Origin of the sequence: Neobacillus sedimentimangrovi, from assembly GCF_010614825.1 — a bacterium.
Lineage (GTDB): Bacteria > Bacillota > Bacilli > Bacillales > Cytobacillaceae > Neobacillus > Neobacillus thermocopriae.
Genome location: NZ_JAAFZF010000003.1, coordinates 25,555 through 46,280 on the forward strand (window position 1 = coordinate 25,555; position 20,726 = coordinate 46,280).

Annotated in this window: 23 protein-coding genes; 13 read left to right on the forward strand and 10 right to left on the reverse strand. The window is 34.9% G+C overall.

From position 1 onward, the window contains the following. The first annotated feature begins 58 nt into the window (after positions 1-58). Together GZA11_RS02275 and GZA11_RS02280 are read left to right on the forward strand one after the other, a co-directional pair. Positions 59-439 carry a hotdog domain-containing protein gene (locus GZA11_RS02275; protein ID WP_163182750.1) on the forward strand — a complete coding sequence of 127 codons (381 nt, stop codon included), beginning with the start codon at positions 59-61 and terminating at the stop codon, positions 437-439. A gap of 67 nt (positions 440-506) precedes the next feature. Continuing rightward, the gene (locus tag GZA11_RS02280) at positions 507-1,130 is read left to right on the forward strand and encodes a class I SAM-dependent methyltransferase (protein WP_038539205.1); all 624 of its coding nucleotides are present in this window, start codon (positions 507-509) and stop codon (positions 1,128-1,130) included. Between the two features lie 35 nt (positions 1,131-1,165). On the opposite strand, the gene GZA11_RS02285 is transcribed toward GZA11_RS02280, so the two are convergent. Beyond that, positions 1,166-1,660 carry a DnaJ domain-containing protein gene (locus tag GZA11_RS02285; protein WP_163182751.1) on the reverse strand — a complete coding sequence of 165 codons (495 nt, stop codon included), beginning with the start codon at positions 1,658-1,660 and terminating at the stop codon, positions 1,166-1,168. Between the two features lie 413 nt (positions 1,661-2,073). Here GZA11_RS02285 and GZA11_RS02290 point away from each other — a divergent pair, with 413 nt between their 5' ends. After that, entirely contained in the window at positions 2,074-2,346 is a 273-nt protein-coding gene (locus tag GZA11_RS02290; protein WP_038539208.1) for a YhdT family protein, read from the forward strand. Next, a complete protein-coding gene (gene panF, locus GZA11_RS02295; protein ID WP_163182752.1) occupies positions 2,331-3,773 on the forward strand; it encodes a sodium/pantothenate symporter in 1,443 nt (480 codons plus the stop codon). Before GZA11_RS02290 ends, panF begins: the two co-directional genes overlap by 16 nt. A gap of 72 nt (positions 3,774-3,845) precedes the next feature. Here the strand turns inward: panF and GZA11_RS02300 are convergent, their stop codons facing one another. Continuing rightward, positions 3,846-4,280: a CBS domain-containing protein gene (locus GZA11_RS02300; protein ID WP_038539214.1), complete on the reverse strand. Its 435-nt coding sequence runs from the start codon at positions 4,278-4,280 to the stop codon at positions 3,846-3,848. 464 nt (positions 4,281-4,744) lie between these two features. Between GZA11_RS02300 and GZA11_RS02305 the strand changes: the two genes are divergently transcribed. The 3 genes from GZA11_RS02305 to GZA11_RS02315 all read left to right on the forward strand — a co-directional run bounded on the left by GZA11_RS02305 (position 4,745) and on the right by GZA11_RS02315 (position 6,250). Continuing rightward, a complete protein-coding gene (locus tag GZA11_RS02305; protein ID WP_038539217.1) occupies positions 4,745-5,479 on the forward strand; it encodes a CAP domain-containing protein in 735 nt (244 codons plus the stop codon). 207 nt (positions 5,480-5,686) lie between these two features. Further along, positions 5,687-5,878 (forward strand): hypothetical protein, encoded by a 192-nt coding sequence (locus tag GZA11_RS02310; protein ID WP_163182753.1) that lies wholly within the window; start codon positions 5,687-5,689, stop codon positions 5,876-5,878. Between the two features lie 174 nt (positions 5,879-6,052). Beyond that, positions 6,053-6,250: a DUF4177 domain-containing protein gene (locus tag GZA11_RS02315; RefSeq protein WP_038539223.1), complete on the forward strand. Its 198-nt coding sequence runs from the start codon at positions 6,053-6,055 to the stop codon at positions 6,248-6,250. Positions 6,251-6,612: 362 nt separating this feature from the next. Here GZA11_RS02315 and GZA11_RS02320 read toward each other — a convergent pair whose 3' ends face one another. The 5 genes from GZA11_RS02320 to GZA11_RS02340 form a co-directional block, all read right to left on the reverse strand. Further along, complete coding sequence (locus GZA11_RS02320; protein WP_163182754.1) at positions 6,613-7,821, reverse strand: CynX/NimT family MFS transporter; 1,209 nt, start codon at positions 7,819-7,821, stop codon at positions 6,613-6,615. A gap of 311 nt (positions 7,822-8,132) precedes the next feature. Then, positions 8,133-8,708, reverse strand: coding sequence for a hypothetical protein (locus tag GZA11_RS02325; protein WP_163182755.1), 576 nt, complete (start codon positions 8,706-8,708; stop codon positions 8,133-8,135). 58 nt (positions 8,709-8,766) lie between these two features. Continuing rightward, positions 8,767-9,195 carry a DUF6241 domain-containing protein gene (locus GZA11_RS02330; RefSeq protein WP_204317738.1) on the reverse strand — a complete coding sequence of 143 codons (429 nt, stop codon included), beginning with the start codon at positions 9,193-9,195 and terminating at the stop codon, positions 8,767-8,769. Beyond that, positions 9,140-9,364, reverse strand: a complete 225-nt coding sequence (locus GZA11_RS02335; RefSeq protein WP_163182757.1) for a hypothetical protein — start codon at positions 9,362-9,364, stop codon at positions 9,140-9,142. Before GZA11_RS02335 ends, GZA11_RS02330 begins: the two co-directional genes overlap by 56 nt. Before the next feature lie 20 nt (positions 9,365-9,384). Beyond that, positions 9,385-9,918 carry a DUF6241 domain-containing protein gene (locus tag GZA11_RS02340; RefSeq protein ID WP_038539235.1) on the reverse strand — a complete coding sequence of 178 codons (534 nt, stop codon included), beginning with the start codon at positions 9,916-9,918 and terminating at the stop codon, positions 9,385-9,387. Between the two features lie 166 nt (positions 9,919-10,084). Here GZA11_RS02340 and kynU point away from each other — a divergent pair, with 166 nt between their 5' ends. From kynU to GZA11_RS02360, 4 genes are all read left to right on the forward strand, one after another. Then, complete coding sequence (gene kynU / locus GZA11_RS02345; RefSeq protein ID WP_038539237.1) at positions 10,085-11,368, forward strand: kynureninase; 1,284 nt, start codon at positions 10,085-10,087, stop codon at positions 11,366-11,368. 220 nt (positions 11,369-11,588) lie between these two features. Then, positions 11,589-12,488 carry a DUF2971 domain-containing protein gene (locus tag GZA11_RS02350; protein WP_163182758.1) on the forward strand — a complete coding sequence of 300 codons (900 nt, stop codon included), beginning with the start codon at positions 11,589-11,591 and terminating at the stop codon, positions 12,486-12,488. A 179-nt stretch (positions 12,489-12,667) separates the two neighbouring features. Beyond that, a complete protein-coding gene (locus GZA11_RS02355; protein WP_163182759.1) occupies positions 12,668-13,825 on the forward strand; it encodes a DUF4317 domain-containing protein in 1,158 nt (385 codons plus the stop codon). A gap of 203 nt (positions 13,826-14,028) precedes the next feature. Beyond that, positions 14,029-14,943, forward strand: coding sequence for a Nif3-like dinuclear metal center hexameric protein (locus GZA11_RS02360; RefSeq protein WP_163182760.1), 915 nt, complete (start codon positions 14,029-14,031; stop codon positions 14,941-14,943). A gap of 574 nt (positions 14,944-15,517) precedes the next feature. Here GZA11_RS02360 and GZA11_RS02365 read toward each other — a convergent pair. Both GZA11_RS02365 and GZA11_RS02370 read right to left on the reverse strand, forming a co-directional pair. Next, positions 15,518-17,971, reverse strand: a complete 2,454-nt coding sequence (locus tag GZA11_RS02365) for an FtsX-like permease family protein (protein WP_163182761.1) — start codon at positions 17,969-17,971, stop codon at positions 15,518-15,520. Next, complete coding sequence (locus tag GZA11_RS02370) at positions 17,964-18,644, reverse strand: ABC transporter ATP-binding protein (protein WP_038539251.1); 681 nt, start codon at positions 18,642-18,644, stop codon at positions 17,964-17,966. The genes GZA11_RS02365 and GZA11_RS02370 overlap by 8 nt, the downstream gene beginning before the upstream one ends. Before the next feature lie 902 nt (positions 18,645-19,546). Between GZA11_RS02370 and GZA11_RS02375 the strand changes: the two genes are divergently transcribed. After that, the gene (locus GZA11_RS02375) at positions 19,547-19,756 is read left to right on the forward strand and encodes a hypothetical protein (protein ID WP_038539255.1); all 210 of its coding nucleotides are present in this window, start codon (positions 19,547-19,549) and stop codon (positions 19,754-19,756) included. Positions 19,757-19,973: 217 nt separating this feature from the next. After that, a complete protein-coding gene (locus tag GZA11_RS02380) occupies positions 19,974-20,186 on the forward strand; it encodes a helix-turn-helix domain-containing protein (RefSeq protein ID WP_163182762.1) in 213 nt (70 codons plus the stop codon). 127 nt (positions 20,187-20,313) lie between these two features. On the opposite strand, the gene GZA11_RS02385 is transcribed toward GZA11_RS02380, so the two are convergent. Continuing rightward, positions 20,314-20,598, reverse strand: coding sequence for a YggT family protein (locus tag GZA11_RS02385; RefSeq protein WP_038539262.1), 285 nt, complete (start codon positions 20,596-20,598; stop codon positions 20,314-20,316). Positions 20,599-20,726 lie beyond the last annotated feature (128 nt).

Consider the following 20,726-nt stretch of genomic DNA (forward strand, 5'->3'; position numbering starts at 1 on the left):
ATTGCTATTATTGTAATATTTAGATAATGGTACTATACAGAAAATGGTGGGAATGATTATGTCATTAAAAGTAGGAGATATCATTACATTTGAACGGACTTTTACTGTGCGGGATGTAGAATTGTTTACAGAGATTTCAGGAGATGAGGGGATTCATCATAAAACCCCGGATGAACAGGGAAGACTGGTCATTCAAGGGCTATTAACCGCTACTCTCCCTACCAAAGTGGGCGGGGATCATAACGTTTTGGCTCGTACGATGAATTTTGAGTTTTTAAGACCAGTGTTTACCGGAGATACCATCATTTGTGAGGTGAAAATTGAAAAATACGAATGGCAGATAGAAAAAAATCGAACCGCTATCGCTGCATCCTTTATATGTAAAAATCAGAACGATAAAGAGGTATTAAAAGGAGAATTTGCGGGTGTTATTCTTTAAATACCGACTATATTGATGTAAAATTAGTAGCTATGGAAAAAAGCCTATTTTTTAAGGAGAACCGTGCATGACAGAAATTTGGGAATCAAGTTTTAAAGAAAATCAAATGATGTGGGGATTGGAACCATCAGACTCCGCCATCTTGACAAAGGACTTTTTCCTTGAAAAGAAAGTGAAGGAGATACTAATACCTGGTATTGGCTACGGCAGGAATGCTAAGGTTTTTATTGACAATGGAATAAAGGTCACAGGGATTGAGATATCAAAAACAGCGATAGAATTGGCAAGGCAAAATGGTATTCAAATTCCTATTTTTCATGGTTCAGTCACCGATATGCCTTTTGAAGATAAGCTTTATGATGGCATATTTTGTTATGCTCTTATTCACTTATTAAATAAGCGTGAAAGAGAGAAGTTTATTCAAGATTGTTATAATCAGTTAAAGCCGGGCGGGTATATGATTTTTACGGCCATTTCAAAAGAAGCCCCAATGTTTGGAAAGGGCAAACAACTAGGGAAAGACTATTTTGAGATGATGGAAGGGATGAAAATGTTTTTTTATGATTCAGACTCGATAAAACAAGAGTTTGGAGAATATGGCCTCATTGACATTTCCGAAATAGTTGAACCGCATAAGAATATGGAACATAAACCACCCTTTCCATTTACCATGATAACATGCCAAAAATAAAGGGAAGTCAAAGGACTTCCCTCAAAAATGATCGGTTACTTTATATTCTCATAATGTTCATGAAACACTTTAAAAAGCCTTTCATCTCCGCCGCGGTCGGGATGGAGGGCTTTTAATAACTTTTTAAATTCTTTTTTTAGATCGTGGCTGTTTGAGTCTTGGTTCACCCCCAACAACTCACTATAGTTCATAGTACAAGATCCATTGAGTTGAATCTGTGTGTTAAGGCATTTTTTTAAGGTGCGTACCTTAGATTGTTCAATATGTACACGGGTTTTTAATAGTTCTATTTGTTCGGTCAGACGGCGATTTTCCTGAAGGAACTCTTCTAATTGGGAAGTAAGGTGAGCGGTATGGGTTTGTATCATAAACGCAATAAGGTCTTTAATATGGATTTTGTAGGTGGTGTTCCTTCTTTTGTCCATTTTGGCCTTTATTTTGCCTTCCTTAATCCATGTCATTACCTCTTGATCACTGGCAGCAATGCCATTCGAAGTTAAATGTGCAGCAGCTTCTTTTACACTCAGCATGATTTTTCACTCACTTTTTCCATAACTAGATTGACTTCTAAGCATAAAACTATCCTATCATTGAATTTTTTCAGAAAAAGTACAGGATTGTGACATGAAATTAAAGTCTATTTACAAGTTCATGAAATAGAGATCATATTCAACAAAGCAGCTCCCAACTTTCGGTGCTTTCTTCTTTGTAATAAAAAAGACGGAATTTGGCTTGGGTTTATTTTAGGGATCCAGTAAAACGGGTTTTTGTAAATATCTTAGGGAGAGGGAAAAATAATAGTAGAATACGTAAAAAACAAAGAAAAAGTGTAAAGAATGATTTTTTTGATATAATGAGCCAGTCGCAGGGAAGACTTGCTTTACTAATTCCTTTATTCATCTAGGCTATTACGTATAAAATAGGTTCGGAAAGGTGTGAGATAATGAAAGATAAACGTTTTAAATATGCACATAGGGAAGCAAAGATCGGTGTCATCCTTGTCATTATCAATTTTGCCATTTGGTATGGATTTGCCTATGGATTGGGAGGACAAGATCCAACAACGTATACATACATTCTCGGTTTTCCAGCCTGGTTTTTTTATAGCTGTATTGCTGGAACCGTTTTTATGATTGTGCTAATTGCCGTAGTCATAAAATTCTTCTTTACCGAAGTTTCCCTTGAGGAGGAGGATGACGGATGCACTGGCAAGTAATCATTCCTCTGGCCATATTCCTAGTGAGTATATTTTGTATTGGCTTTTGGGCAAATGCACGTTTGCGACACTCAAACTCATTTCTTGCGGATTATTTCCTTGGCGGACGAGAAATGGGCGGCTTTTTACTTGCGATGACCATGATGGCGACATATGGAAGTGCGTCAAGCTTTATTGGTGGTCCGGGGGTGGCCTATCAAACGGGATTGGGCTGGGTCTTACTAGCTATGGCACAATTGCCGGCAGGATATTTTGTCTTAATGATTTTAGGAAAAAAATTTGCAATTATCGCTCGGAAATATGAGGCGATTACCTTAATTGATTTCCTAAAGGCACGTTATCAATCCAATGCGATCGTGCTGCTTTCTGCTTTTGCGATTTTTGTCTTTTTATTCGCTTCAATGACCGCACAATGGGTTGGTGGTGCACGATTAATCGAGTCATTAACTGGGGTATCTTATCAAGGATCATTGCTGATTTTTTCAGTAGCGGTACTAGTTTATGTCATTATTGGCGGGTTTGCGGCGGTTGCTTTAACTGATGCTATGCAGGGATCGGTTATGATTTTAGGGACGGTCATTCTCTTAATTGCAGTGATCATTGAAGGAGGCGGGGTTTCTGCGATTATGGCCAATCTTGTGGCAGAAAATCCTAATTTCGTTTCACCATACGGGGCAGATACCAGCCTTTCACCGCTTTATGTATCGACATTTTGGATCTTGATTGGAATTGGAGTAATTGGTCTGCCGCAAATCGCTGTTCGGGCGATGAGCTATAAGGAGTCAAAAGGTATGCATCGTGCCATTATTATAGGAACAATTGGTATTGGGACGATTATGTTTGGGATGCACTTAATTGGTGTATTTGGAAGAGCCGTGATTCCAGGAATAGAAATTGGTGATAAAGTGATGCCTACTTTAACGCTGGAAATTTTACCGCCTGTACTCGCTGGAATCGTTTTGGCGGCACCAATGGCAGCCATTATGTCGACAGTAAATGCCTTATTAATCCTTGTAAGTTCAACGCTCGTTAAAGATGTATATTTAAACTATATTAAACCTAAGGCGAATGAGGCGGAAATCAAACGGATGAGTTTTCTTGTGACAACCATTATTGGGATTGCTGTTGTAGGTTTTGCCATTCGTCCACCAGAACTATTAATTTGGTTAAATTTATTTGCCTTTGGTGGGCTGGAATCCGCCTTTTTATGGACTGTTGTTTTAGGTCTCTATTGGAATGGGGCAAATAAATATGGAGCATTGGCATCGATGGTAATCGGACTAGTTTCGTATGTGTATATTTATCAATTTCATGGGAATTTGCTTGGTATGCACACGGTAACAATTCCTGTCATTATTTCTCTCCTTGTATTTGTTCTGGTAAGTAAGTGTACAAAGCAAATGGTTCAGCAACCATGGATGTCTTAATGCCAATTAATGTACGGAAAAATGAGCACAGCCCCAAGGATGGGTCTGTGCTCACTTCTTAAATTCTTTTGATTACTGCTGAGGAGCAGAAGGAGTGGAAATACTTTGTAAAGCTTGTTCGGCTTCATTTGCATAGATATTTTGTACGGCAAGATCGCCTAGAGCCACCATTCCTACGATTTTTCCATTCTCTGTTACTGGTAATCGGCGAATTTGTTGTTGTGCCATCAAATTGGCCGCCTCATGAACATCCATATCAGGTGTAGCTTGTACAATTTTTTGTGCTGTCATGACTTGAGACACAGGTGTTTGTGCTCCTTCTCCTTGTGCTGTTGTACGAAGGGTAATATCACGGTCGGTAATCATTCCAACCACTTCTTTATTGTTGTTGACTACTGGGATTGCGCCAATATTATATTGACTCATTAACGCGGCAGCTTCTTGTACAGTTTGTGTTTCATTAACAGTAACCACATTAGATGTCATGATATCTCTTAATTGTGCCATGTAATGACCTCCAAAATAAAATTTTCTTTTATAGGATGGGATAGAGTGGCTATTTTATTAATGGTACATTTTACAAGCCAATTGCTACGCAGCTTTTTGATGAATAGAAATATGGGATACAAGCATTCCTTCGATACTTGCTTGTATCATGGTTAATCTAGGTGTAAGGTTTGATATTTTTTAGAAACAGTTGTAAAAAAAGTCCGTTTTTTGCAAGTATGTCAACCCTAAAAATGTATATAAATCATGGAAATAATTAAAGATATTGGGAATTTGGTATAAAAGGAAACGATTCCAAAAAAGTGAATAAAACTTGTCATTCTAAGCTTTGTTAGATGTATAGTGATAAATCACGAAAGGATAATCATCCATTTCCAACTCCTTCCTGAAATATGACAAAAATCTCATGGTATGATGAAAGTGCATTTGGCAACAGCGATTTTTGACAGGGGAGGATGTTAGAAATGGCAAAGAAAAAAGGAATATTAACTGTTGCAGCGGCGGCAGCGTTATTGATGACAAGCCCTATCGTTGATAAGGCAGAAGCCGCAACCATCAAAACTGATGTACAAAAACATGTATATGTATACCAAAGCACGAATTGGAATGATATAAATAAAATTTTAGAGCAAATCTATTCACAATATGGCATAAAGATTCCAAAGCAGACGGTGACTCAGCAGCAATCACCTAAAATGAACCCAACTGAACAGACACAGAAGCCTGCACAGCCTAAAACAACTCAGCCTGTTCAGCAACCTGTAAAGGCTGAAAAGCCAGCAACACCACAACAACCAGCATCTAAGCAAACAACGAACAGCTTAAGCGCCTATGAGCAAAAAGTGGTTGACCTTACCAACCAAGAACGTGCAAAACAAGGTCTTCCTGCTCTTAAGGTGGACGAGCAATTAAGTAAAATGGCGCGTGAAAAATCACGTGACATGTCCGTAAAAAACTATTTCAGCCATACGAGCCCAACTTATGGTTCACCATTTGATATGATGAAACAATATGGCATTTCTTATCGTTCTGCTGGTGAAAATATTGCCATGGGACAACGTACACCAGAGGAAGTAGTTAAGGCGTGGATGAATAGTGAAGGCCATCGTAAGAATATTTTAAATCCGAACTTCACACATATTGGCGTTGGCCACGTTTCTCAAGGTAACTATTGGACACAAGAGTTTATTGGTAAATAAAAATTACTTCTCTGATAACTTTTACGCATGGGGAATCCATGCGTATTTTTTTATGTTTAAAGGATGTTACAAGCGCGGATCTTTATGATTTTATGAAAAAAATGACCGAAATTTTATTTTGAAAGACTTACTTGTTTTATTCTGATTATTTGTTAAAATATACCTGTTAAATTAAGGAAATTTTTCTTTAAAGGAGAGGAATTACAATTGAATATCGGTTTAGGGCTCGTACTAATACCAATTGCCATTATTTTTATTTCACTAGGGATATTCTCTCGAAAAAAGAAAAATAACATCATTGGTAATGGATTGTTAATAGCAGGTACCGTCATTTTAATGGGAAGCGTTACTTTACTTACGGGTTTATATGATCCATATGCCAATCACATTCCAAAATGACAATTAGCCATCATCTAAAAAAGAAACGGTAGTATTATTAGTAATAATGGCATGCACAAGTTCATTCAACTAACGGGGCCATTTAGTTGGAGTGAATTATCGAAATATTTAAACCTTTTTCTAATTAATATTTACTAATAATTAAATAAGCATAATCAAAAGGAGGGGAAATCAATGTATGAATACAAGTTTGTAAAAATAGAGTTGAAAAAATTATCTGGTAAACCTAAGGAAGACTATCGAGAAGTCATTAAAAATCACGCAAATGAAGGCTGGCGTTTTGTTCAAATTTTTTCTCCTGATTTTGTAACTTCAGGAGTTGCAGTAGGATCATACTTTGAATTGATATTTGAAAGACCTATAAAACAGTAAACAGAAACCATTCGTTATGAAAGTTTGTGAAACATAACATTTAAACTAAAGAGGGCTTTAATAGAAGAACATTATGCTTAATAAAGACCATCATCCAGTGGATAAGAGGTCTTTTTTTTATCTCAAATAGAATAGGTATTATCGAAGTTGGAAAATTTTAAATATCCCCCTTAAAACAAATGTCCATCGCATGTTATAAAAGAAATAATGACGCGCGACCATTCACGCGTCATATTATATGTCATTGATTCGATATGCACCTTAAAACGGAACACCTTAGTCATTCACCGATGCTTTTTATTCATGTTCACTTACATACCTAAATGATGCTAAAACCATTTCAAAACCAAACTTTTTCGTTTTTATCGCCCTTCAATTGTTCGATCCCGGCCAGAGATCATTCCAAATACCATGACGATAATCGTGACCAAGCTGAGGGTGATTAGCGGGATGGTCCATGAATGGGTATGGTCAAATAAGTAGCCAATAAATAATGGTCCAACCGCAGCCAAAATATAACCAGTGGATTGAGCCATTCCAGATAAAGCGGCAGCTTGGTTCGCATTTCTTGTTCGCAGGCCAATATAGCTAAGGGCTAATGGAAAAGTTCCACCTAAACCGATTCCGATGAAAATAATACTTGTAATGAAAATAGGGTAAGTGGAGCCAAAAAGTAAACCTATATATCCCATTAACGTGCACACATTCAACATAAAGGCTAGCCAGGTTTGGGAACGAAGCCGTCCGGCCCAGACAGGAATGAAGAAGCTGGCAGGCAGTCCCACTAATTGGCTGAATGAAAGCATCCATCCGGCTGTTTCCAAACTCATGCCACGGCTATGTAAAATTTCAGGCAGCCAAGAGATTGTCACATAAAATAAAAATGATTGAAACCCCATGAAAATCGCGATTTGCCATGCCAGTCCTGAACTCCAAACAAATGTTGTACTGACAAGGGTCTTTTTTGTATCTTGAGGTTGTTCTTGATTAAATTTTTGTAAGTAAAACCATACGAAAATGGCAATGGCCGCTGGTAATCCCCAAATGACTTGAGCTCCTTGCCATCCAATGTCTAGACCTACGGCTAATGGAACACTGATGCCTGAGGCTAATGAAGCTAGTAGGCCCATGGAGGTAGAATAGACACTTGTTAATAGACCAAATTTTTCCGGGAACTTATCTTTTACAATAGCAGGAAGCAGCACATTTCCAATGGCGATGCCTGTCCCGGCAAGTAGTGTTCCCAGGAATAGAAAAAACGTCATCGGGATCGACCGAATGCTAATTCCAATTAATAGTGAAAATAGGCCGATTAATAATGTTTTCTCATTGGATAATTGAGCCGCAATTTTTGGAACAATCGGGGACATGACGGCAAAGGTGATTAACGGAAGGCTCATTAATAAACCGGCACTCCAATGGGCAAGGCCGACATCTTCTTGGATCATCCCAATTAGTGGACCCAGTGAGGTAATGGCTGGCCGAAGATTAAAGGCAACCAGAACAATTCCCGTAATGAGAAAAAAGATATATGTAGATTTCGAATGTGAATGTGCCTGTTGTAACTCCACGGAAAGAACTCCTCTCTTTGTATAAACCACCTAAAGTATATCATATGTCGTTTTCTTATGAATATTAGAGTGACATCACCTTTTTTCAGGTCGCAGATAGTATCACATAAAGCATTGCACATATCCGCAAATGCTTGACGATTTTACTAGCACTAGTACCAGGGGAGGTCTCATCTTTTTAAGCACAAGATATCCATCGCCAATGAAAAGTTCAACTTCAGGTTCTACACCATTTTTGTCCTAAATAAACTTCTCTTTTTTCAAAAACCATTTCTTTCAAAATAAAAATAACTCCCTAAAAGGAGTCATTTTTATTTATGTTCGTTATTCATTTTTCGAACCGTCTTTATTATTGTTTTTTTAGGTATATCGGGATATTTTTGTTTTATTAAGTCAATGCAAGTGACTAAATTTTCTTTTTGCAAAAGATACCTTATTTCATATTCGACAGTTGATGGCAGCTTATTGTCTGTATTGTCAGCACCCTGGTCAATTTCAGTTTGAAAGTTATTGATTAAAAATACTAATAATGTATGAATGAAAACAATTAATATTTTTATGCCAATAGAAAGATTCACTGTTTGAAATATAGAATCAAGAAGACTAATCACAATAAAACTACCTAATAAATCAAATATTGCAGAAATAAAGTTGCCATTCATTTTTAAAAAATTAAAATCAGCCATTACTTTCAACAAACTGTCTATGAAGATATTCAATATTAAATCAGCTATATAAAATACAACAAGAAACAGGATTAAATACATTAACTTAGAATAAGATCCATCCATTAAATTAATAATCAATAGATCTATTAAAATGAATGGGAAAAACAAGCTTGCGAAAATAAGAAGAATAGGGAATAAAGAAAATAGTTGTTTTAACATGATGTGCTCCATTTTTTAAAAAACTTCAGAGAAAGAATTCAGAGCTTATTTTTAATGACTATTTCCAATCTCGATTATGAATTTCTAATCCTTTATCACCGAAGAAATGCTTGATGTATTCCTGTTCTTCTTCTTCCGTTCTCATTTTTATTGCTGCGCTCTCCTCCGGTTTTACCTCTCTAATCAAAGCATAGTCATTGAGCATATCAGAGAAGTCTCCTTGCTTCCATTTGTCTATAATTTTCACAAATTCTGCTGGGGCATTTAACTTGACTGCTTGGTTGTGTAGGTATTGAAGGTTAGCTTTTGTCACCTGAATTCTTGCTACGTCAGCAGTTCCTTGAGGAATAAATTTGTGATACTGTTCACCTTTAAACTCAAGCTTTTGTAAAGATAAAGTTATCAAGTGGTTTTGGAGATCCTTCACATTATTAATTTCTCCAACGTTTTTGGCAGCTTGTTCCAATTCTTCTTGGAGTAACGCCAACCTTTTCGATACCTTTTACTACATGCATTCTTGGTGGTTTGAGATTAGGATACTCAGTTTCATTAGATTCTACTTTACTTTTATCACTATTCGATAAAGCAATCAATGCTCCTCCTGCTACAATTGCCAAGCTAAGGGCAGCAGCAATAACAACTTTTTTATTCATCATGAAAAATCCTCCTATTCCAGTTATTTTTGAAAGTTGTTTTTAATGAATTCAGCTTCTTCTTCAGGACTCATAAGACCATGAGCTTCACCGACGTTTCCACCTTGGTATCTCCATAGGTAGTTATGGTCTTCATCTGCTTTGGAAAAATCACCATTTTTCCATCTTGTAACAATTTCTAACAAGTCTCCTTTGATTTTAAAAGAGCTATTAGAAACAATATGATAAACAATCTCAATGTTTTCTGGAGTCATTGGATAAGCCCCCCATTTATCATCAGCTCTAACTTTTTGATGAGTCATTTTGTGCATGACATCAACAACAGTCACCTCAGCAGAATCTGGTTTAAGACCTAATTCATTTTCTCCACCAATGTAGCCAGTTTGTTCCTCATGTTCTTTCTCTTTTTCTTTCTTCTCTTCTTGAGAAACAGCTTTTTCGATCTTCACTTCTTTTTTCTTGAATTCTTTAACATTATCAATAATCTTCATCGTGGCTAGAAAAATAATTGCACAAGCAGCAAGAATGGAAACAGACCAAATTACATATTTTTTCATAGAACCCCCCCATTACCATATATTCTTATTTGAGAAAAATTTTATCAAGATGGAATTGTGTCGTAATTTCGCGGACCTGTTTCCCTAGTATTCTAAGTTATTGACATCATGTCATATTGTTTGTTATTCTTTTTGTAAACGATTTCAATATAGGGAGATGGGAGAAATGATGTCTGAGTTCTTGCCAACATTGGAGTTTGCTAAACAGTTAGATGAGAAAGACACTCTATCGCGTTTTCGTGAGGAGTTTTATTTAAAACCTGGAACGATTTATATGGACGGAAATTCATTGGGGCTTCTTTCGAAGAGAGCAGAAAAGACACTGCTAGAGACACTGGAAGATTGGAAGCAATATGGAATTGATGGCTGGACACAGGGGAAACATCCATGGTTTTATATGTCGGAGGAATTAGGTAAGAAACTGGCGCCATTAGTGGGGGCTTCAGAAGAAGAAGTGATTGTCACTGGCTCCACCACCGTTAATCTACATCAGCTTGTCTCCACCTTTTATAAACCGGAAGGAAAACGTACAAAAATATTGGCAGATGAACTTAATTTTCCATCTGACATTTATGCTCTTCAAAGCCAGTTGAGGCTTCATGGTTTGGATCCGGATACTCACCTCATTCGGGTAAAGAGCCGTGATGGTCGTTATTTAGATGAAGAGGATCTTATTCAAGCTATGACCGATGAAGTGGCTCTAGTCGTTCTCCCAACGATTCTTTACCGAAGCGGACAAATTTTAGATATGAAACGATTAACAGAAGCAGCCCACAAAAAAGGGATCATAATCGGGTTTGATGCCTGTCATTCGGCTGGATCGATCCCACATTATTTCAGTGAATGGGATGTTGATTTTGCCTTCTGGTGTAATTACAAACATTTAAATGGCGGACCAGGTGCAGTAGGCGCCTTATTTGTCAACCGAAAACATTTTAATCAATTACCGGGAATGACTGGTTGGTTTGGTTCGAATAAAGAGAAGCAATTCGATATGGAACATACGTTTACACCTGCAAACTCTGCCGGAGCTTTCCAAATCGGAACTCCACATGTGCTGAGTCTTGCACCCCTGATTGGGTCCTTAGACATGTTTCATGAAGCAGGAATAGAACGTATCCGTGAAAAATCTTTAAAACTTACTCAATATTTAATGGATTTAATTGAAACAGAATTGGCTGGCATGGGATTTCACATCGGCTCACCAAGAGAAGAGGAACGACGAGGTGGACATGTAAGTCTTGAGCATGAGGAAGCTGCCCGTATTTGCAAGTCCCTAAAGGAAAATGGCGTTATTCCTGATTTCCGGGCACCGAACATTATCCGTCTAGCTCCAGTTGCACTATATACTTCTTACCAAGAAGTTTGGGAAGTTGTCCAAATTCTAAAAACAATCATGACCGAAAAGCAGTATGAAAAATTTAAGAATGAGCGGGAAGTGGTCGCTTGATATATTGAAGACTCGCCAAATGGGCGAGTTTTTTGTTTGTACATAGCAAAATTGGTTAAAGGCAAGTTCTAGCACTGCCATATGTTCAATCAGGGGCTATCTTAGTTGAGAGCTCATCCATTGCACTTGAAATTTTTTGAAATTCTATTCATAAAACTAGAAATGTTTCCTTCCGTTAATAGATATACTAAAGGGTAAAACGTATTGGGGAGGAAGGAATTTGGGAAAGGTTATTATCGATGAAACGACACAAGAGATGGCGAATTTCTTTCTTGAACATGTTTTTGATAATTTATCGAAAATTATGAATGGGCCTATGCTTTATCATTACACCTCGATGGAGGCCTTAAATAATATCCTGGATCGTGAAAAATGCATTTGGGTCACACGTGTCGATTTTATGAATGACTATAAAGAAATATCTTACGTCAACGAAATTGTCAAAAAAGTAATTGTTGATGTAGAGGATTCAAAAGAAAAGGAGACTTTTATTTCCTTATACAAGGACTTTGCATCTACAGAGGGCTATTATAAGGATTTAAATATATTTGCGTTTTCATTAACAGAAAACCCGGATTCACTCGTTTTATGGAATAATTATGGAATGAATGAGGGATGTAATATTGGCATCGATGGGAAAAAGTTCTTCGGCCAATCTTTCAATTCTCAGTTTACCTTTGTGGGAAGAGTCATTTATTCAGAAGAAAAGCAAAAAGCTATTGTTAAAAAGGTGATAGAAAAACTTTTACATCTGGTTAGGGATTCCCAATTATCAGAAGAGCGTTTTTCCCAGGCATTGTTATTTACTTTTAGTACATTAGGTTGCTTTATTAAACATCCTGCTTTTGCTAGTGAAGAAGAATATCGATTTATATACATTCCGAAATCGAATGAATCCATCCACTTCCGCGTATCCAGAGGCGCGTTCATTCCTTTTATCAAAGTTCCTGTCTATGAATATGACGAACAATCTGGTGAGAAGCGGTTGTTAATTCGAGAAATAACCATTGGACCACGGACGAAACTAGACATTGTCCGTTCTGGTTTAGAATTTTATTTGACTGTGAAAAAGCTAGAAGGCATTGAACTAAGAACATCTAACGCCCCATTAAGATTTTAATACGAATCACCAGAGCTTGAGTCAAGATGGAAGAACTCGAAAGGAAAACGGTCGTTTATGACGATTTCGAGTGAGCTTTTTCTCGTCTTCTCTCCCAATCATTCGATAGCAAATGGTATGGCTTTCACTAGGAAGATTCGGTTCCGAACAGTATAATCAAGAAATGGGAGATGAGACAAATGAACAAAAAAGACATTGCTAATATTCGAAAACAATTTAAATTAGACAACCCTAGGATGAATATTCGAGAAATCTTCAATGTATATGTCAAAAAAGAATCAGGTGAAATCTATCACCAAGTCAGCAGGCCTTTTCAAATGCTGGACCAAGAAACACAAGAACTTTTTCTAGCCAATTTTAAAAAGGTGTTGACCGGGCATCTGGATGCAAAGCTATTTGAGCTGAAATTCAAACGGGATGTGGATTACAGTACACAAACGATTCTCTACGAAGGGATGCAAATGGATTCCGCCGATTGGCAGGATAATATGCTGGAGATCGTGGGAAAAATGTTTGCCTATGCCTCCTATGAATTTGACACCGTGGTGACATTTATCCGTGGAGAGTATCGGAAGCCGACTAAAAAGAGGAATCCGGAATCCGAAGAGGGTGGGGATGATGAGGTGTATGTCAACGAGTTTATCCTATGCAGCCTTAATAAAACCGATCAGCCCAAAAAAGCCCTCATGTTTGATTATATTGAAAAAGAATTCAAATCTTATCATGTCGTGGATCCGATTATTAATTTAGATTCACCTATGTGTGGTTTCCTGTTCCCTGCATTTAATGACAATCGTGCAGATGTGAATCATATTCTTTATTGTGCCGGGAAAGTGAACCAACCCGATTATACGTTTATTGATAAAGTTCTTGATTGTGAGGATATCATTACTGCACAGGATGATAAAGACTGTTTTGATTTGATTTTAAAAGAAGTAATTGGGGACGAAGTGGATTCGAGGGTCATTTCCAGTGTTTATGAAGAAATTGATCGAGTGGTCCAAGAGAATGTGGAAAAGGAAGAAAGTGAAGCCCCAACCCTGGATTATCGCGACATCGAACGGATTTTAACTGTTAGTGGCGTCGAAAATGTTGATGAAGCGAAGGTGGAGCACGCCTTTAAAAGCGTCGTTTCGGACGAAAAGCATGAATTTAAAGCGAGCAGTTTAGTGCCGAAAACGATAAAAATTGAAACAAAAGTGGCCAATGTAACCATTGATCCGAAAGACCTGAAACATGTCAAATATATTACATACGAAGGAAAAAGATGCCTACTTCTAGAGGTAGATGAAGAGGTCGTGGTGGAAGGATTTAAATTGGAAGAGAAATCACTCTAGTGGGAGAAAAAAGCGGCTTGGAGAAATTAACAGGTTTACTTTAGAGGTGATATATTGTATTTCAAGTAGAATCACTCCTTAAAAAACAGGAGTGATTTTTTTATAAGGAAAAATAAAATTTTGTGTTAAAATATTTTTAATATTTAGTTAAATTGTTTTTCTAAGAAATAAATAAAAATCAATTTATTTGGGGGAATAATTTTATGGTTGAGCTAAAGGAAATAGTGTCTAAATTAGACGCTGAATTCGATATAAATTCATTTGGAAAGGATGCTTCTTTTAGTCGGTTCATTCCAAGGGTTTATGACCCATTAAACTTTGATTGGCAAACAGCTTTCGAAAAAAACTTTGTGGAATTATTTAATGGTCTGATGTTAAAAGGGAATTCAACTGTCGAGAAAGTTTTTCTTGCAGTATTCCCTACCGATAAAGTATTGGAACGGTTTATAGAAGAAAGCAATAGTGGAGATTTATTATTTATGCACCATCCCCTTTTGATGGAGTGTGGAGACCCAAAGGGGAAATGGGGACAAGGCTTTGTACCAATTAAAGAAAAATACATCAACAAAATTAAAAAGAAAAATCTATCCATTTATACTTGCCACATTCCATTGGATTGTCATAAAAAATTGGGTACGAATATTGCAATAGCAAAAGAGCTAAATGCACAAATTCTTGTTGATGATACAGTAAATGCAAAAAATGAATATGTCTTATATTGCAATATCGAAAAAACAAATACCTCCAACTTGATTTCCGTCTTAAAGAATACTTTTGAAATTCCTTATGTTGATTTTGAGGGTCAAGAATTAGATAACATTCAAAAGGTTGCAATTGTTGCTGGTTGCGGTGATGTAGTTGATTGGATGAAAGAAGCTGAAGAAAATGGTGTCCAAGCCTACATTACTGGCGAAATCCATTGCCACATTGATAATGATTATGGAAAACAGAAATATAAACAAATGATGGAATATGCTTCAAATACTTCTATGTCTTTAATAGGTGTTTCCCATTCGGCATCAGAATTTCTTGTTCACAAAACCTTGATGAAAGATTGGTTCGAGAAAAACTTTAATATAGAGACAGTTTTAATCCCTCAAGAGAAATGGTGGTTATAAAGGCATTAAACAATATTTAAAAGAGCTTGGACAGTCCAAGCTCTTTTTTTGCGAATTTAACTGTGATTTACATAGAGAAAATTAGGTGTTTTAGACCGTGATTTCCCTTGTGATTTTTAATTTTGTACCCCAAAAGTAAACCCGTTACTGAGAAATACGAGCCGTTTTTTATTTGAAAGATTGTGTAATGTATGATTTTAAAAGTGTAAGGCTCCAAAGTCTTAATCCCATACTTTCTGTGTTGCCCCTTCCTGGCGAGGGAGAGGAGCGTCTTAAGTCTGTTGGGAATGCTGAAGAAGCTTTAATCATTGATTTGCTAAGCGGTCGGAAAACCATGTTTGTTTTTAAGATCATACAATGAATTTTTAAATATTAGTAGACTGGCTATTAGAAAAATGAGTTATATTTCAATCACCGTTTTTTAATCACCTGATAAGGTGAAGTATTTCGAAAAGCTTTGCTTTATGGATGGGGCATATAGAAAAGCATCTCCCTAAAAATTTGATACTTTTATCGTATCAGGAGATGCACCTTTTTAAGTGTATTGTTTGAATCCAGTCATACTAATTGATTATTACTCGACTATTCTTAAGATAGAAGAGATTGATTGATTTTTAATAATCTTTCCTAAAACAACACTTCCAATTATTAAAAAAATTGATATTGATAAAATGGCCAAACAAAAATATTTCAAATAAAACGAAAAAGGATATATATGATTAATGATTATCATACCAATGATAAAAATAATGGAACTTATTATAGTTGAAATAAAAAGATAAGTTTGAATTTCCAAGTTAAGAAACTTTATGATTTGCTTTTTATTCATCCCCAGTGATAAGTAAATACCCCAATTTCTTTTTTCAAGGTTATATTTACTAAATACAATAATTACGATACTTATCACAGTTAAAATACTTGCAACAATAAATGATAATATTCCTAAGAATCCAGTAAGTGAGTATATTTTTGTATCTTCTTTTATGAATTCTGGAATGTTCTGAAATAGACTTCCAGGAATAGTTGCTATTAATCCAGTTACCTTATGATCGATGTTTTCATATTCTCTGGTCGATAAATTTTTTTGGATATAAATTCCAAGTTCATTATATCCTGGAAATAGTCCTGATTTTAAAGCTGTTTGTTCATCTAATACAATAGTGATTTCATTGTTTTGTATCTTATGATGATCAATTATTTTCTTTACTAATGGTTTGTTGATAACATCAAATATCTCAAAATCTTTTTGTATAGTTTCAAAACCATTATTACTTTTATATTTTTTTATTAAGCTTAGTTTTTTTCCAACTAATTCTTTATCATTTGAGCTGCGATTATTGCTTGGGATGTATAGCAATATTTTTCCAACAAAATCTTTATATTCTTTACCTGAGTAAATCTCATTAAATTCTTCCGAATTAACGATAGTATATTTTACATTAGGAATTATTTCTTTATCGTTATTTAGATCATCAACTGAACCGTAATCTTCTATCCATTTACGAATAGAAGGTGTTATTAAGTTCGAATGGATTAATGGATGAACATCAACCATAAATGGGTTTTTATCGATATAAAGAATCCCGGGAATTTTTTCAATTTCCTTAACGTCCTCTACAGAAAATGTTAGGCCTTGATTTTTAAGGACATTGAAATTGTCAATCGTTTCATATCCATACGTTTCCTGAGAAGTTAAATAATATTCCTGAGTTGTATCCCAAATACCAGCAGCTTCTTTTTGAATAAATATCGAAAAAGTTATTAATAAAATAGTAAAGCATAGTATCAATATAGTAAAAATTAGCTGTTTTGGATAAATAAAAAGCTGTCGGGCTAACTGTTTTTTAGTAAACGACTTGAGATTAAATTTTTTAGTAAATATATCATACAAATAACTGGGATCCATTTGTTTGCTTAGTAATTCATTAATTGAAAAACGGTCTGATTTTTTAACTGAGCGGGTGGAGATAAAGAATATGATAATAAATATTAAAAACAACCATATAGCTATTACACTTATTAGATAAAATATATTGGAGGTATTAATAGTACCTTGTTTAAAAGATTGGTCAATGATAAGTAAGTGTAATACAAGCTGTAATGGAATCGCTACTATTAAACTCAATAAAAATATGATCAAACACTGGTAAAAATATATTTTATATAATTTTAGTTTATTGGAGCCTATCGCCTTTAAAACGGCTATTTTATGATTCTGTTCTATATTAAAATAAGAAAATAAGCTAACTATACAAAATAGCGATAGAAGTAAGGTCAAAAATTGAAAAGTTATGGATAGGAAAAAAATGGTATCATAATCTATTAAACCTTTATTGAATAATTTTTCATTAATCATTCCTTTTTGATTAAATTTATTTAGAAGGTGTTCCATTTTTTCCGTAGCTTTTTTATTATTACCGTTAAATTTTATAAGAAAGTTCTTGGATTTACTTTCTGTATAGGAAAGTTTATTGGAAATAAATATATTTGGAAAATCATTTACCCCCTTTTCTAGATTAATAGGAACAGACCACTGGGCTGAGTAATTTTTTATAATCCCAACTAAACGAACATTTACTTCTTTATCATTTATATGTATTTTTCTTTTTTGACCAATTTTCCAATTATCATCGATTAGTTGTAAATAGGCAGATTCTATTGCTACCTCTTTGTCATTTTTAGGAAATTTACCTTCAAGTAATTTTATATGGCCTAATTTTATTGCATTATTATCCATCCAACCAATAGTAGCAAGTTTATCCTTATCAATAATTATTGTATCTATTAATTGGTATTCCCCAACCATATTGGCTTCTTTTTGGAGCGACTCTTTTGTCTCGTATATTCCTGTTAAAATTCCTGTATGTTCCCCATATAGATCAAAAGCTTTCACTTTTAAAGCTTCTTTAATTGCTTCAGAAGCAGTAAAAATCGAAGTTACTGAGGCTATAGTTATTGCTAAAGAACCAATCATTAAAATTAGCCATTTTTTTCGGGAAAATAAAAATTTTAGTGCTAATTTAAACATTTTCGAATTCCACCTTAAGTTTACCATCTTGCATGGTGTATAAGTTGTGGGGATGATGAAATAAATTCTTTTCATGGGTAACTACTACAAGTGATACCTGTTGTTGAGTACATAATTTTGTAAGTACATCTACAATTATTTTGCTAGTAAATTGATCAAGGTTTCCAGTGGGTTCATCAGCAAATATAACTTCGGGAGATGTAATTAAAGCTCTCGCAATTGCTACTCTTTGTTGCTCCCCTCCAGATAAAAAGGTCGGTTTTTTGTTTAGATGCGATAGTATCCCTAATTCTTCAGCTAATTCTTTAACACTTTTTTTATTTTTAGGGGGATCAATAAATTGTAGTGGCAATTCAATATTTTCTTTTACAGTTAACTCCGGAATTAATTGAAATGATTGAAAAACAAACCCAAACTTTTCTCCTCGTATTTTGGCTTGTTCCTTATCATCCAAATCATAAAGAGAATAGTTTTTATAAAATACTTTACCTTGTGTTGGTTTTTCCATCCCTCCTAAAATACTTAAAAAGGTTGATTTTCCCGATCCACTTTTTCCCTCTATTACATAAATAGCCCCTTTTTTTATAGTAAATTGTGTTGGTTTTAATACAGTTTGATGGTAATTGGAATTGTATTTTTTGCTAATATCAGTAGCTCTTATGATGTATGACACTAAATATACCTCCGTAAATCATTATCTAAATAAGACAATTTATGTTATTGTAATTTCCAGTAATAGTAAATTATATTATTAGTTTAATATAACAATTATTACAAAATATTACATATTTTGAAAGGGGGGATATAAAAATTTATTTTATTATGAGGTTTGGTTTCTGCATTAGCTTTATCAAGCGCTGCTGCTTTTTATAGCGGATTTTATTCTTTTGATATTTCTTAACAAAGAAATTTATTAATCATGAGAAATTTACATATAGTCTGCTATGTTTATATACTGTGTTTTTTTTATTAGGAAGTGGGGTAAATTATTTTTTAAATTAATAGGAAGGAATGAGAATATGATAAAATTAATGATTTTTTCTGTAATTTTTATTTTTATGCTTATTTGTAATTTTATAGGATACAAAATTTTACCAAAAAACACAGATAAAGACTTGGCTAGTATAGCCGTAATGGTTGTATTAGTGCAATTTGGAATTTTATCCTTTGTTTATTTTATGGTGTAAATAAACTCGCTAATTTAAAAGATCTACCTTCCTTATTAAATTTTTCAAACTCATGAATAGTATATACATTTTTAGTTTACATAAGGCCAATGATGGGAAGTAAACAAAACCGCCAATCCCTTGACCCACAAGGAATCGGCGGTTTTTCGTTTTTACTCGTTTATGCAGGATTTTATACATCGTTGATAGATCAAGGGTTTTCCCCTTTTCTGGAGTGCTGAATCTTGCATAAAAAAGGGGGATTTTATGCAAACCTCTTGGACCTTTTCATCCTTATGAAACAGGTAAGTCGCTCCTGTCTGTCGAATGCTTCTAAAACGGATAAATGAACGCTCTACATCTCGTCTCATCTCCACTCAAAATGGTTGTCCATGAGGAGTTTGAATAAATGGAATCGCAAGAACGAGCTTACAGCACAAAAGAAGTGAGCCACACCTTAGGAATTGGTGATAGCACCTTACGAAAATGGTGCCTAGCTTTGGAAAAGAACGGTTATGCCTTCATCAAAAATGAGCGAGAACAGCGACTATTTATTGAAAGCGATCAATGGAATTCGTTTGGATCAAGAATCATTAAAAAAATGTTAATATTAACATAAATATTAATGATAAATAAAAGTACATATAATTTGAGTAATGAGATTATTCCACTTATGTTTCTACCCAAGCTAATAAAATCATGTTATAATCTTTTTAATTAAAATAAATATCAATATCAAAGACAGGGATTCCCCCTTAACAAAAAAGACCTTATAAGAATAAAAGGTTTGTTTTGTTATGGGGGAATTTTTATTTATGTCCAGAGGAGAGATAGTAATGAACTTTACAACATATAAACAAAAAATTGGAGAGAATATTCGTTATCGGAGAATCAGATATAACCTTTCTCAAGAAGGTTTGGAAAAACTTACAGGTATTCATAGAATTACTATCAGTCAAATTGAACGTGGAAAGAAGAATGTATCACTACGCTATCTATGTTTATTACCTGAGATCTTGAATATTGAAATTACGGATTTATTTAAATAAGTATTAGATTATTTCGACTCTTATTGTTGATACATGTCAAAGTTTGATAGAATAATAACAATAGAAAAAACTCCCTAACAAAAAGAGGGTGTCCCTAAAAGTTAAATTTTAGGGACACCCTCATCTATTAAATTCCTAAGAAATTCAAGGATTGTCGCAAACCTTCTAGGGCAAATCCGCTTAAATATCTTAAAGCCAATAAGGCAATGATTGGCGAAAAATCAATGGGTCCGAGCGGGGGAATGAAACGTCTGAAAAAACCTAAGTAAGGCTCGACTAATTGGTGAACCCATAAACCAATTTTTGAGGTTTGAAATCGTGGGAACCACGATCCAAAAATCGCTATTAAAATCAACCAATAGTAAATTTCAAATGCATATGCACCAAGCTGTAAAATGGTCGTGCTCAATATAAATCTCCTGCCTATTTTTAGTTTTATATATGTTATACGGGTTTGTCCAAAGAAAGTTTCACATTTTTTTAGAAAAATTTTTTGGACGCCTCCGACCTTGATGTAACACAATCTAGGATCCTTGGTCG